Annotated in this window: 9 protein-coding genes and 1 pseudogene; 8 read left to right on the top strand and 2 right to left on the bottom strand. The window is 74.2% G+C overall.

Annotation, left to right across the window (positions count from 1 at the left end; all coding sequences use genetic code 11):
- The first annotated feature begins 83 nt into the window (after positions 1–83).
- On the top strand, positions 84–2012 hold the full coding sequence (locus OG295_RS41100) for a helix-turn-helix domain-containing protein (RefSeq protein ID WP_331733467.1): 1929 nt from the start codon (positions 84–86) through the stop codon (positions 2010–2012).
- A gap of 472 nt (positions 2013–2484) precedes the next feature.
- Here the strand turns inward: OG295_RS41100 and OG295_RS41095 are convergent.
- Positions 2485–3183 (bottom strand): annotated as a pseudogene (locus OG295_RS41095) (IS701 family transposase); the annotation flags it as partial.
- 513 nt (positions 3184–3696) lie between these two features.
- Here OG295_RS41095 and OG295_RS41090 point away from each other — a divergent pair.
- The 4 genes from OG295_RS41090 to OG295_RS41075 all read left to right on the top strand — a co-directional run bounded on the left by OG295_RS41090 (position 3697) and on the right by OG295_RS41075 (position 8901).
- Positions 3697–6132 (top strand): glycoside hydrolase family 3 C-terminal domain-containing protein, encoded by a 2436-nt coding sequence (locus tag OG295_RS41090; protein ID WP_331733464.1) that lies wholly within the window; start codon positions 3697–3699, stop codon positions 6130–6132.
- 33 nt (positions 6133–6165) lie between these two features.
- A complete protein-coding gene (gene hflX, locus OG295_RS41085; protein ID WP_331733460.1) occupies positions 6166–7572 on the top strand; it encodes a GTPase HflX in 1407 nt (468 codons plus the stop codon).
- 186 nt (positions 7573–7758) lie between these two features.
- Entirely contained in the window at positions 7759–7941 is a 183-nt protein-coding gene (locus tag OG295_RS41080; protein ID WP_266845177.1) for a DUF5302 domain-containing protein, read from the top strand.
- Between the two features lie 408 nt (positions 7942–8349).
- Positions 8350–8901, top strand: a complete 552-nt coding sequence (locus OG295_RS41075) for a DUF1772 domain-containing protein (RefSeq protein WP_331733455.1) — start codon at positions 8350–8352, stop codon at positions 8899–8901.
- Here OG295_RS41075 and OG295_RS41070 read toward each other — a convergent pair.
- Positions 8898–9380, bottom strand: a complete 483-nt coding sequence (locus tag OG295_RS41070; RefSeq protein ID WP_331733452.1) for an anthrone oxygenase family protein — start codon at positions 9378–9380, stop codon at positions 8898–8900. The genes OG295_RS41075 and OG295_RS41070 overlap by 4 nt on opposite strands.
- A gap of 247 nt (positions 9381–9627) precedes the next feature.
- Between OG295_RS41070 and gdhA the strand changes: the two genes are divergently transcribed.
- The 3 genes from gdhA (at position 9628) to OG295_RS41055 (ending at position 13319) form a co-directional block, all read left to right on the top strand.
- The gene (gene gdhA, locus OG295_RS41065; RefSeq protein WP_331733449.1) at positions 9628–10977 is read left to right on the top strand and encodes an NADP-specific glutamate dehydrogenase; all 1350 of its coding nucleotides are present in this window, start codon (positions 9628–9630) and stop codon (positions 10975–10977) included.
- 204 nt (positions 10978–11181) lie between these two features.
- Positions 11182–12540 (top strand): AMP-binding protein, encoded by a 1359-nt coding sequence (locus OG295_RS41060; RefSeq protein ID WP_331733446.1) that lies wholly within the window; start codon positions 11182–11184, stop codon positions 12538–12540.
- Positions 12537–13319 (top strand): alpha/beta fold hydrolase, encoded by a 783-nt coding sequence (locus OG295_RS41055; RefSeq protein ID WP_331733443.1) that lies wholly within the window; start codon positions 12537–12539, stop codon positions 13317–13319. Before OG295_RS41060 ends, OG295_RS41055 begins: the two co-directional genes overlap by 4 nt.
- Positions 13320–13351: the final 32 nt, after the last annotated feature.

The raw sequence follows: 13351 nt of genomic DNA, 5'->3' as shown, positions 1-13351 counted from the left end.
AGTCCGGTTGACGCCCCTTCACGGCGGACGTTACGTTCCCGGCCACCGAACAGATCGGCCGATTTCGTCCCAGGGGGGTAGCGATGACGGGGGAGGACTCCCAGACCGAGGACGACGTACTGCGCGTCCTCGAACTCCTGGCGGGCGAGGCGCCCGCCCGCGCCTACGACCAGCTCCTCGCCGGCGCCCGCTCCGGCGCCGCGCGCACCGAACGGCTCGAACGTGCCACGTTCCTGGCCCGCGAGGTGAGCGCCCTCTTCGAACGGCGCAGCCGGCGCGAGGCCGAACTCGCCGCCCTCGTCGACGCCGCACGCGACCTCAGCAGCCCGGGCGGTCTCGACGAGACCCTGCGCCTGATCACCCGCCGGGCCCGCCTCATGACCAACATGGACCTCGCCTGCACCGTCCTGGTCGACGAGGACACCGGCGACGCCACCCTCACCACCGCCGACGGCGCGGTCAGCGCCCTCACCGTCGGCTACCGGATACCCGCCGGGGCCGTGCCCGCCGCCGTTCCCGGCGAACCGCCCGCCCCCTTCTGGACCGCCGACCACCTCGCCGACGACCGCACCACCCACGCCACCGCCCTCGACGAGGTCCTGCACGCCGAGGCCCTGCAGGCCGTGCTCGGCGTCCCGCTGTGCGCCGACGGCCGTCACATCGGACACCTGTACGTCGCCGCGCGCGGCATCCACCACTTCACCCCCGACGAGGTCGCCCTCATGCGCTCCCTCGCCGACCTCTCCGCCAGCGCCGTCCGGACCGCCCGGACCCTGGAGGGCGTCCGGACCGCCAACGCCGAACTGGCCCGCGCCGACGTGCGGGTGCGCGCCTCCCTCAGCGAGGCCCTGCGCGCCCACCGGGTCCAGAACGACCTGGCCAAGCTCGTCCTGGACGGCCTCGGCCTGGACGCGCTCCTCGCCCGTGCCGCGGCGGACCTCGGCGGCAGCCTCGCCGTCCGCGGCGAGGGCGGCGAACGGCTCGCCGAACACGGCCGCCTGCCGCGCACGGACGACGCGGAACTGGCCCGCGTCCGGCTCAACGCGGCGGCGACCGGCGTCGCCTGCCCCCTGTCCGACGGCACCTGGGTCGTGCCGCTCTCCGTGCGCTCCCAGGACATCGGCTGCCTGCTCTTCCACCCGGCCGCCGGCGCCGGGGCGCCCGCCGACCAGCTCCTGGTCTCCTACGCCCGTACCGTGGCGCTGCTGCTCGTCGTACAGCGCTCCGGCACGGTCGAGGGACAGGTCCACGACGACCTGCTGGCCGACCTCACCACCTGGGACGGGCCGCCCGAGCGGCTCGTCGAACGGGCCAGCCGGTTCGCCGCCGAACTGCACCGCCCGCACGTGGTGGTCGTCGCGGACCCGCAGACCGGGGCCACCGACCTCGTGGAGAGCTGGGCCAGCGGCTACGTCCGCCACCGGCGCGGCATGAAGACCGTCCAGGCCGGCCGGCTCGTCCTGCTGCTGCCCGGCGAGGACGCGGCGGCCGTCGCCGAGGAGGTCCGCGCCGCCCTCGCAGCGGCCACCGGCGCCCAGGTCACCGCCGGTGCCTGCGGTCCCACCCGGGGTGCCGACGCCGTCCACACCGCCTACCAGCAGGCCGTGCGCTGCCTCCAGGCCCTCGTCGCCCTCGGCGGGACGGGCCGCTCCGCCGCCGCGCGCGACCTCGGCTTCCTCGGCATGCTCCTCGCCGGGGACCACGACATCGCCGGATTCGTCGAACGCACCCTGGGCCCGCTCCTCGACCACGACGCGGAACGCTTCGGCAACCTGGTGGAGACCCTGGAGGGCTGGTTCAGCGCCGCGGGCAGTCCCACCCGCGCGGCCGAGATCCTCTACGTCCACCCCAACACGGTCTCCCGCCGCCTGGAGCGCATCACCCAGCTGCTGGGCCGTGACTGGCAGCATCCGGACCAGGCACTGGAACTCCAGCTCGCCCTGCGGCTGCAACGGGCGCGCACCTGCCTCGACCCCGAACCCGCCGGCCCCCCTGCAACGGTGCGGACGTGACCTGCCCGCCCCCCAGGTGCAGGCCGCCGCCCAGCAGCCGCGAGGCGTGGGCCAGCGACACCAGCGTCGCGTGCCGGTGCCAGCCGTGGTACGAACGCCCCTCGAAGTCCAGGGCCCCCACCGACAGGCTCGTCCCGCGGAAGTCGGCGTCGGCCCGCCCGATCAGCCGGCCCAGCCCCAACAGGGCACCCCGGCCGGCGCCGGACATGCCGGTCAGCCACAGCTCCGCCACCTCCCGGCGGTCCGGATCCCACACCCCGACCAGGGTCAGCGCCGACGGCCCGGGCGGCCCGCCGGGCAGCCGCACCGGCAGCAGACCCACCAGCGAGGTCCGGGTGTGCCCCGGCCACGCCGGGTCGTGCCACTGCACGGGGCGCCGCTGGGAGCGCGCCAGTTCCGCGAGCCCGCCCGCCGACCCGGCCACCGCCCGGCTGCGCCCCGCGGACAGGCTCGGCGCCAGCAGCCCCGTACCGGCTCCCACCCGGATCAGGAACGGCAGCCGCGCCCGGGAGAACGCCTCCACCAGCGGCAGCACGCCCTCCTCCCGGGCGTCCGCCACCACCGGCAGCGCGGAGGCGCCCCATCCGGCCGTCTCCAGCACCATGTCCACGGCCAGCGCCTCCGCCGTGCGCGGATCCGCCGAGTCCTCCGGTATCGCGGCCCGCCGGCGCAGCTCCGTGTCGTCCAGCCAGTCGCCGCTCAGCGACAGCCGCCAGTTGACGGGCGCCGCGCCCGCGCCCGAGGCCAGCCACAGCCCGTATCCGTGCTGGCTGTTGACCACCTGCCCCAGCTGCGGGACGAACCGCCGCCCCACACCCACCGAATGACGGCCCGTCTTCGGGATCACCAGCGGCCGCACCACCCAGGCCCGCGGCGCGAGCAGCCGCTCCAGCCCGGCCGTCAGCTCCGCCCGCAGCGGCGACCAGTCCCAGGTGGAACAGCTGATGAAGTGGTGCAGGCTCTGCTCCGCCGAGCGGCGGCCCGTGGTCGCGGCGAGGTTGCGCATCGTCTTGCGGCCGGGGGTGTTCAGCAGCCCGTGCACGTAGAGCTCGCCCTTGTGACGCTGGTCCCGGCGGCGCAGCGACCCCAGCACCGACGTGCACAGCGCCCGCACCTCCGCGGACTGGTCACCTGTCGGGGTCTCGGCTTCCACCGGGCGGATGGCCCTCATGGCGCTCCTCGCGTTCTGCACCCCGGAACGTGGGGGCCGGGGCAGGTCAATTGGGTACCTCCACCGTCACCCCCGTACCGGCGGGCGCCCAGGTAGGCCGGAACCACACTTCCCGGCGCCGGCCGGGGTGGCCGCCCGGTCCCGGCCCACCGCCGACGCGCACCGCCCCGGGTGGTGACCCGGCCACCACCCGGGGCCCGCCGGAGCCCGTACGGGGCCCCTCGGTCGCCCTCCGCGGCGCCCGCCGCGGGCCGCCGGCCCCGCGGATCCCTTTCCCCGTACGGCCGAACAGCACCGGAACCGCGTACTCCGAACAGTGTGGCCGGGGAACCTCGCCACCCCGGCGGATCTCCGGAAGCGTGGAGGTGCGCGTACCCGGCGTCCGTCCCGGGGCAGCTGCGCGCCCACACCCAGGGAGACCACATGCCGTCCCGCACGCCAGGGGACCCGATACCCCGCCTCCGCAGCAGACTCCGCAGCCCTGGGCGGCGGGGCCCGCGCCGGGCCGCTCGCGTGCTCGCCGTCTGCGCGGCGCTCTTCTGCACCGGCAGCCTCCTCACCCCGGCCGCCGGGCACGCCGTCGGGGCCGCCACCGAGGGCAGCCCCCGCGTCCGGGCGCTGGTCGCGCGGATGACCCTCGACGAGAAGCTGTCCTTCGTCCACTGGACGGCCGGTCCCACCGGCGGCCCCCTCGCCCGCGGCGTCGGCTACCTGCCGGGCGTGCCCCGCCTCGGAATACCGCCGCTCCAGGCCTCCGACGGCCCCGTCGGGGTCCGCCTCAACGGGGTGCGGGCCACCGCGCTGCCCACCCCGACCGCCCTCGCCGCGACCTTCGACGACTCCCTCGCCACCGCCTACGGCACCGTCCTCGGCCACGAGGGCCGCGCCCTGGGCCAGGACGTGGTCCTCGGACCGATGGTCAACACCATCCGGGTGCCCCACGGCGGCCGCAACTTCGAGACGTTCAGCGAGGACCCCCTCGTCACCTCCCGCACCGCCGCCGCCCAGATCAAGGGCATCCAGAGCCAGGGCCTGATGGCCACGGTCAAGCACTTCGCGGGCAACAACCAGGAGACCGACCGCTTCACCGTGGACGCCTCCATCGACGAGCAGACCCTCCAGGAAGTCGAACTCCCCGCCTTCCGCAGCGCCGTCGACGCCGGCGCCGCCGCCGTCATGTGCTCCTACAACGGCGTCAACGGCACCCCCTCCTGCGGCAACGACCAGCTCCTGCAGAAGGTCCTGCGCGAACAGTGGGGCTTCAAGGGGTGGGTGATGTCCGACTGGCTCGCCACCCACGCCACCACCGACCTGACCAAGGGCCTGGACCAGGAACTCGGCCTGGAGATGGGCAAGCCCACCGACCCGGTCCCCGACGCCAGGCACTTCGGCGCCGCCCTGCGCGCCGCCCTGCGCGACGGCACCGTCCCCCAGGCCGCCCTCGACCGCTCCGTCACCCGCATCGTCGGGCAGATGGAACGCTTCGGCCTCCTCGACGCCGCCCGCCCGCGCCCCGCGCGCGACGCACAGGCCGGCCGCGACACCGCCCGCCGGATCGCCGAGAACGGCGCCGTCCTGCTGCGCAACACCACCGTCGCCGGCCGCCCGGCCCTGCCCCTCACCGGCCCGGCCGGCTCGGACCTCGCCGTCATCGGCGACAGCGCCCTGCGCCCCAAGGTGTCCGGCCTGGGCAGCGCGCACGTGGTGCCCGACGGTGCCGGGGCGCCCCTCGACGCCCTGCGCGAACGGGCCGGATCCGGCGCCACCGTCCGCTACGAGCCGGGCGTCGACCGCCTCGGCACACCGCTCACCGCCGAGCAGCTCAGCCCCGCCTTCACGGGTGGCAGGCAGCTCGACCCGGGCGGCGACCGCACCTTCTACGACGGCACCCTGACCGTTCCCGCCGACGGCGACTACCGCATCGGCCTGCGCGTCGACGGCGGCCTGGCCGTCCTCCAGATCGACGGCCAGAGCCCCGTCTACGCGGCCGACTCCTTCAGCGAGACCACCAGCGTCGTCCTGCGCCTGACCCGCGGCACGCACAAACTGTCCATGAACGGCTGGGCGTGGCCCGACCGCCCGCTGTCCGTCGACCTCACCTGGGTCACCCCGGAGCAGGCCGCGCGCAACCTCGACCGCGCCGTCGCCGCCGCGGCCGCCGCCCGGACCGCGGTCGTCTTCGTCCAGGACGAGGGCTCCGAGGGCTACGACCGCCCCTCCCTCTCCCTGCCGGACGGCCAGGACGAGCTCGTCACCGCCGTCACCCGGGCCAACCCGAACACCGTCGTCGTCCTCAACACCGGCTCCTCGGTGCTGATGCCGTGGCTCTCCGGCACCGCCGCCGTCCTCGACATGTGGTACCCGGGCCAGGAAGGGGCCCGGGCCACGGCGGCCCTGCTGTACGGGGACGCCAACCCCAGCGGCAAGCTCACCCAGACCTTCCCCGCCTCCGAGAGCGCCCAGCCGATGGCCGGGCACCCCGAGCGCTTCCCCGGCGTCGGCGGCAAGCAGACGTACAGCGAGGGCGTCAACGTCGGCCACCGCTGGTACGAGCAGCAGGGCGTCGCCCCGCTCTTCCCCTTCGGGCACGGCCTGTCCTACACCACCTTCGACTACCGCGACCTGGCCGTGGAACGCACCGGCGCGGGCGCCGCCGTCCACGTCACGGTCCGCAACACCGGCTCCGTCGCGGGCAAGGAGGCGGTCCAGGTCTACCTCGGCCCCAGCGGCCTCGTCTCCGCCCCGCAGGCCGTCCGCGCACTCGCCGCCTACACCAAGGTCTCCCTGGAGCCGGGCGAGGAGAAGCGCGTCACCCTGCCCGTCGACGCCCGTCGGCTCCAGTACTGGGACACCCGCGGGCACGCCTGGCAGAACGCCCCCGGCCCCCGCACGGTCACCGTCGGATCGTCCTCCGCGGACATCCGTCTCACCGGCCGTCTGAACCAGTGATCCACCCCACCCACCCCTTCTGAGAGGAAGCGCATGACCGCCACAGAGCAGCCCGGCACCACCACCCGCCCCATCGGCGCCGCCGACGCCATCGACGCCCGGGAGGAGACCGGACTGCGCCACGTCGCAGGCCTGTCGACCGAACTGCGCGACGTCGTCGAGGTCGAGCAGCGTCAGGTCCGCCTCGAACGCGTGGTGCTGGTCGGAGTGTGGACCTCCGGCTCGGCCGCGGAGGCGGAGAGCTCACTCGCCGAGCTGGCCGCCCTCGCCGAGACGGCGGGCGCCCTCGTGCTCGACGGAGTCATCCAGCGCCGCGACAAGCCGGACCCGGCCACCTACATCGGCTCGGGCAAGGCGAAGGAGCTGCGCGAGATCGTCGAGCGGACCGGTGCCGACACGGTGGTGTGCGACGGCGAGCTGAGCCCCTCCCAGCTGGTCCGGCTGGAGGAGTTCGTCCAGGTCAAGGTCGTGGACCGGACCGCCCTGATCCTCGACATCTTCGCGCAGCGGGCCACGTCCCGCGAGGGCAAGGCGCAGGTCGCGCTCGCGCAGATGCAGTACATGCTGCCGCGCCTGCGCGGCTGGGGCGCCTCGCTGTCCCGGCAGATGGGCGGCGGCGGCGCCGGGGGCGGCGGCATGGCCACCCGCGGCCCCGGCGAGACGAAGATCGAGACGGACCGGCGCCGGCTGCGCGACAAGATGGCCAAGATGCGCAGGGACATCGACGAGATGAAGACCGCGCGCGACCTCAAGCGCCAGGAGCGCCGTCGCAACAAGGTCCCCTCGGTCGCCATCGCGGGCTACACCAACGCGGGCAAGTCCTCGCTGCTCAACCGGCTCACGGGGGCCGAGGTCCACGTCCAGAACGCCCTGTTCGCCACCCTCGATCCGACCGTGCGCCGGTCCGAGACGCCCGCCGGGCGGGCCTACACCCTGGCCGACACCGTGGGATTCGTCCGCCACCTGCCCCACCAGCTCGTCGACGCCTTCCGTTCCACCCTGGAGGAGGTCGCCGAGGCGGACCTCATCCTGCACGTGGTCGACGGCTCGCACCCCGACCCGGAGGCCCAGATCGAGGCCGTGCGCGCCGTCGTCGGCGAGGTCGGCGGCGCCGGCGTGCCGGAGGTCGTCGTGGTCAACAAGGCCGACACCGCCTCCGCGCAGACCCTGGAGCGGCTGCTGGCGGCCGAGCCGGGAGCCGTCGTCGTGTCCGCCCGTACCGGGGAGGGAGTTCCCGAGCTGCTGGCCCGGATCGAGGCGGGGCTGCCGCACCCCGAGACCGAGATCGAGGTGCTCATCCCGTACACCGAGGGCCACCTGGTCGCGCGGATCCACTCCGACGGGGAGATCCTCGCCGAGAGCCACGAGGAGAGCGGAACCCTCCTGAAGGCCAACGTGGACGCCGCGCTCGCCGCCGAACTCGCCGGCTACGTGGCCTGACCCGCCCCGCCCGCCACCGGCCCGTCCGGCACGCTTTCCGGCGTGCCGGACGGGCCTTCCGCATCTCCCCTTCACGAAAAGTCGGGAGGGTGGCTGGATTTGTTCAGTCGGGCGGGGAAGAGGGTCGCCATATCGCTGCTGGGATGTCACACTAAAACGGCTCTAGAAAATGCTCAGGAGGTACGTATGACTGATACGCCGGAAAACCACGCCGCTGAGACCGATAGCAAGCGAAAGTTCCGCGAGGCTCTGGAGCGCAAGGTCCGCACCAACCGCTCGCAGCAGGCTCACCTGGAAGGACGGTCCAAGATCAACGGGCTCAACGGGCCCAACGTCCAGAACCGCAACTTCCGCCGTAAGGCCGGCTGAGTCGCCCCAGGTCGTTTTCTCAAGGCTGCCGCGATCCGATGCGCATCGGATCGCGGCAGCCTTTTTGTATTCCGTTGGAGCCTCGGTGGAGGGGGCCTGGAATTGGCCTGGAGTATCCGATGATAAAGATCTGTGCGGTACTCGGTATTCGGACTCCGTTTGTTGATTGCGAATCGGGTGGAGCCGGAAAAGAAATCGGATAGCCGGTTTCCCGCGCACCCGGGACGCACCCGGGACGCACCCGGGACGCACCCGGGACGCACCCGGGACGCACCCGGGACGCGCCCGGGACGCGCCACGGACGCCCGTAGCGCGTCGCGGCAAAACCCTGGCCGCGCGGCCGGGCGGGATGCCACCATCGGCCGCGCGCGGGCACGAGGCCCGTCGGCGACGGGGGAGGACACGCCCATGGAAGCGGAACGGACACGACCGCGCGGTGGCGGACACGAGGGCGGGGGAAGAACCCGGGCGGCGGGCTTCCTGCTGGGGCTGGCGACCGTACTGGTCGGCCTGATGGCGGGCCTGTTCTTCGCCTTCGACATCTCGGTGATGCCGGGGCTGGCCGCCTCCGACGACCGTACGTACGTCACCGCCATGCAGCACTTCAACGCCGCCATCGACGGCAACGGCCTCTTCGGCACGGTCTTCCTGCTCGCGCTGCTCGCCGCGGCGGCCTCGGCGGTCGTCGAGTTCCGCGGCGGGCGGCGCCGGGTCGCGCTCTGTGCGGGCGCGGCCGCCGCCGCCTACCTCGCCGTCCTCGTCATCACCTTCACGGTGAACATCCCGCTCAACAACGAGCTCGCGGCCGTCGGTGACGCGGCGAAGGCCACCGCTTTCCCGGTGCTCGACAAGTTCAAGGGCACCTGGGTCACCACGAACATCATCCGCACGCTGCTCTGCACCGCCGCCCTGACCGCCCTGGCCCGAGCCCTCCTCCTGCACGGCCGCGACACCCCCTAGCGGGACTGTCCGTAGAGGACCAGTGCCCACGCCAGCAGGCCGGTCGCCGCCGTGCACAACAGCGTGCGCCACACGTTGGCGCGGACCCACGGGCCCTCGAACGCGCGGCGCACGGCGGCCGGGTCGGCCAGTCCGTCCGCCGGGCCGGCCTGCTCCAGGGCGTTGTTGAGCGGGATGTTCACCCGCCCCGTGACGACCAGCGCGAGGACGCTCGCCACGAACGCCCCGATCAGCGGAGGCAGCACCTCCCGCCCGTCCGCGGGCAGGTGCAGGACCAGGGCGAGCCCGGTGAACAGCGGCGCGCCCAGATACCCGGCCAGGAACCAGCCGTTGAGGATCGCGACGTTGACCCGCTGCATCACCTCCACGGCCGTCCGGTCGCCCGCACCGCGCAGGGCGGGCATGACCGCCACCGCGAATCCGTAGAAGAGCCCGCTCACCAGACCCGTCGTCACCACCGCCGCGATCAGCGAAGCCATCCGTGCCGTCTCCACGCAGCCCTCTTCCTCGCGCTCGTGTCGCCCCCCGTCGGACCGTCCAAGCGACGGGGAGCCGGTCCGGGGCGATCCTACGGCTCGCCGACGGCCACGTCCCGACATATCCGACGCGGCCCAAAGTCCCAGTTCAGCGCCTTGGGAGAGGCTTTGCCGGGGCACAGCCCGGGCGCGGTACGCTCCTTCGGCCGGGCCCGCACGCCCCCCGACAGACATCGGAGAGGAAACAGACGTGACCGACGCCAAGGACAGGCTGGACGTACTGCGGGCGGACATCGAGCGCCGCAACCCCGCACAGCCCGAGTTCCACCAGGCCGTACGTGAGGTCCTGGACACCCTGGCCCCCGTTCTCGCCGCACGTCCCGAGTACGCCGAGGCCGGCCTCGTCGAGCGGCTCCTGGAGCCCGAGCGCCAGATCATCTTCCGCGTGCCGTGGACCGACGACCGGGGCCGGGTGCACGTCAACCGCGGCTACCGCGTCGAGTTCAACAGCGCGCTGGGCCCCTACAAGGGCGGCCTGCGCTTCCACCCGTCGGTGGACATCGGCGTCGTGAAGTTCCTCGGGTTCGAGCAGATCTTCAAGAACGCCCTGACCGGCCTCGGCATCGGCGGCGGCAAGGGCGGCAGCGACTTCGACCCGCGCGGCAAGTCCGACGCCGAAGTCATGCGCTTCTGCCAGTCCTTCATGACCGAGCTGTCCCGCCACATCGGCGAGCACACCGACGTCCCGGCCGGTGACATCGGCGTCGGCGGCCGCGAGATCGGCTACCTCTTCGGCCAGTACCGGCGCATCACCAACCGCTGGGAGGCCGGCGTCCTGACCGGCAAGGGCCAGGGCTGGGGCGGGTCCGCGATCCGCCCCGAGGCCACCGGCTACGGCGCGGTGCTGTTCGCCTCCGAGATGCTCGCGGTCCGCGGCGAGTCGCTGGACGGCCTCTCCGCGGTGGTCTCCGGCTCCGGCAACGTCGCCCTGTACACGATCGAGAAGCTCCAGCAGCTCGGCGCCAACCCGCTGACGGCCTCCGACTCCTCTGGCTACGTCGTCGACGACAAGGGCATCGACCTCGCCCTGCTCAAGCAGATCAAGGAGGTCGAGCGCGGCCGCATCGACGAGTACGCCGCCCGCCGCGGGTCCTCGGCCCGCTTCGTGCGGGGCGGACGGGTCTGGGAGGTGCCGGCGGACGTCGCCTTCCCGTCGGCGACCCAGAACGAGCTGGGCGTCGAGGACGCGCGCACGCTCGTCGCGAACGGCGTCAAGGCCGTCTCGGAGGGCGCGAACATGCCCACCACCCCCGACGCGGTGCACCTGTTCCAGGCGGCGGGCGTCGCCTTCGGGCCGGGCAAGGCCGCCAACGCGGGCGGCGTCGCCGTCAGCGCGCTGGAAATGGCGCAGAACGCGGGCCGGGTGGCGTGGAGCCGCGACAAGGTCGAGGAGGAGCTCGCGGGCATCATGCGGTCGATCCACGCGGTCTCCCACGAGACGGCGGCCCGCTACGGCGCCGCGGGCGACTACGTGACGGGCGCCAACATCGCCGGCTTCGAGCGCGTGGCCGACGCGATGCTGGCCCAGGGCGTCATCTAGCCAGAACGCAGTCGCGGGCGCGGTCCCGGGCACCGGTACCGGACGCCGTCCCGGTCACCGGTACCGGGCACCGCTCCCGCGCGTCGTCCCGCACGGCCGTGGTGGTTCCGCCCCGCCCCAGGGGTGGGCGGGGCGGGGCCGCTCGGCCGGGAGTCAGGCGGGGGAACGTAGCCTGGCCTCCCACCACCGACAGGGAGTTGCCGCGTGCTGACCGCACTGGACGGGACGTACGGCGACCGCGCGGACGCCATCGGCGTCGCCGGCCGCACCGCTTCGTACGAGGAACTGCTGGGCGCGGCGGGCGCCGTGGCCGCCGACATCGCGGGCGCCCCCGCCGTCGCCGTGACCGCGACCGCCTCCCTGGAGACCGTCGCCGCCGTCGTCGGCGCGCTGCTCGCCGGGGTGCCCTGCGTACCGCTGCCCCCCGACGCCGGCCCCGCCGAACGCGACCACATCCTGCGCGACTCCGGCGCCGTCGGGATCGAAGTCGACTTCGCCCGGCGCGCCGCACCGCCCTCCGCCGCTCCCGGCGCCTCCCCGCGGGATCCCGCGCTGATCCTGTACACCTCCGGCACCACCGGCCCGCCCAAGGGCGTGGTCCTCGCCGCCGACGCCCTCGCGGCCGACCTCGACGCCCTCGCCGAAGCCTGGCAGTGGAGCGCCGAGGACACCCTCGTGCACGGGCTCCCGCTCTTCCACGTGCACGGCCTCGTCCTCGGCGTCCTCGGCGCCCTGCGCACCGGCAGCCGCCTCGTGCACACCGGCCGCCCGACCCCGCAGGCCTACGCCGCCGCGGGCGGCAGCCTGTACTTCGGGGTGCCGACCGTCTGGTCCCGCGTGGCCGCCGACCCGGGGGCGGCCGCCGCCCTGTCCGGGGCCCGCCTCCTGGTCTCCGGCAGCGCCCCGCTGCCCGCCCCCGTCTTCCGGGACCTGGAACGCCTCACCGGGCACCGCCCCGTCGAGCGCTACGGCATGACCGAAACGCTGATCACCGTCAGCGGCCGGGCCGGCGGCGCGGTGCGCCCCGGCACCGTCGGCACCCCGCTCCCCGGCATCCGGACCCGCATCGCCGCCGAGCCGGGCGCCGAGATCGGCGAACTCCAGCTGACCGGACCCACGCTGTTCTCCGGATACCTGGGCCGCCCCGAGGCCACCGCGGCCGCGTACACCGAGGACGGGTGGTTCCGTACGGGCGACATCGCGGCCGTCGACGAGAGCGACGGCGTCCACCGCATCGTCGGCCGCGCCTCCATCGACATGATCAAGTCCGGTGGCTACCGCATCGGCGCGGGCGAGATCGAGAACGCCCTGCTGGACCACCCCAAGGTGAGCGAGGCGGCCGTCGTGGGCGTCCCCGACACCGACCTCGGGCAGCGGATCGTCGCCTTCGTCGTCGCCGAAGGGGTCACCGGCGCCGAACTGACCGACTTCGTCGCCGCCCACCTGTCGGTCCACAAACGCCCCCGCGAGGTCCGCTTCGTGGCCTCCGTACCGCGCAACGCCATGGGCAAGCCGCAGAAGAAGCTGCTGCTCGACGACCACTTCGGCGGGGAAGCGCGATGACCGCCCCCGCCGGCACCCGCCGCGACCCCTGGCTCCGCCGCTTCCACCCGACGGCGCACCTCCCGACCGCGCCCGTCCTGGTCGTCCTCCCGCACGCGGGCGGCAACGCCTCCTTTTACTTCCCGTTCTCCCGCGACCTCGCCGCGCACGCCGAGGTGCTCACGGTCCAGTACCCCGGCCGCCAGGAGCGGCTGGGGGAGAGCGGCCCGGACACGGTGGCCGGGCTGGTCGACGGAGTGGAGCGGGCGCTGCTGCCGTGGCGGGAGCGGCCCGTGGTGCTGTTCGGGCACAGCATGGGCGCCGTACTCGCCTTCGAGCTGGCCCGACGGTGGGAACGCGCGGGGGAGGGCCCGCGCGGCCTGGTCCTGTCCGGGCGGCGCTCCCCGCTCGTGCACCGCGAGGAGACCCTGCACCTCCAGGGCGACGACGCCCTGATCGGACAGCTGACGGCACTCGCCGGCACCGACGCCGGACTGCTGGCGGACCCGGAGTTCCGGGAGCTGATCCTCCCGTCGCTGCGCAGCGACTACAAGGCCGTCGAGACCTACCGGTACGAGCCGGGGCCGCCGCTGCGCACCGCCGTGAGCGTGCTGTGCGGGGAGTCCGATCCACGGGCGAGCGTGGCGGAGGCCATGGGGTGGCGGGAGCTGACGGGGGCGGCCTTCACCTTCCGCTCCTTCCCCGGCGGGCACTTCTACCTGGCCGAGCGGCACGCGGACGTGGTCCGCGCGCTCGCCGAGGACCTGGCGTCCTTCGTCCCCGCGCCGGCGTCCGGCTGACGGCGCGGGGGTCCACCGCGGGGGGTGGAGGG

Source organism: Streptomyces sp. NBC_01276 (genome assembly GCF_041435355.1).
GTDB lineage: Bacteria > Actinomycetota > Actinomycetes > Streptomycetales > Streptomycetaceae > Streptomyces.
Note: the sequence above shows the minus strand (reverse complement) of the source record. Positions and strands in the feature narration are given on the sequence as shown.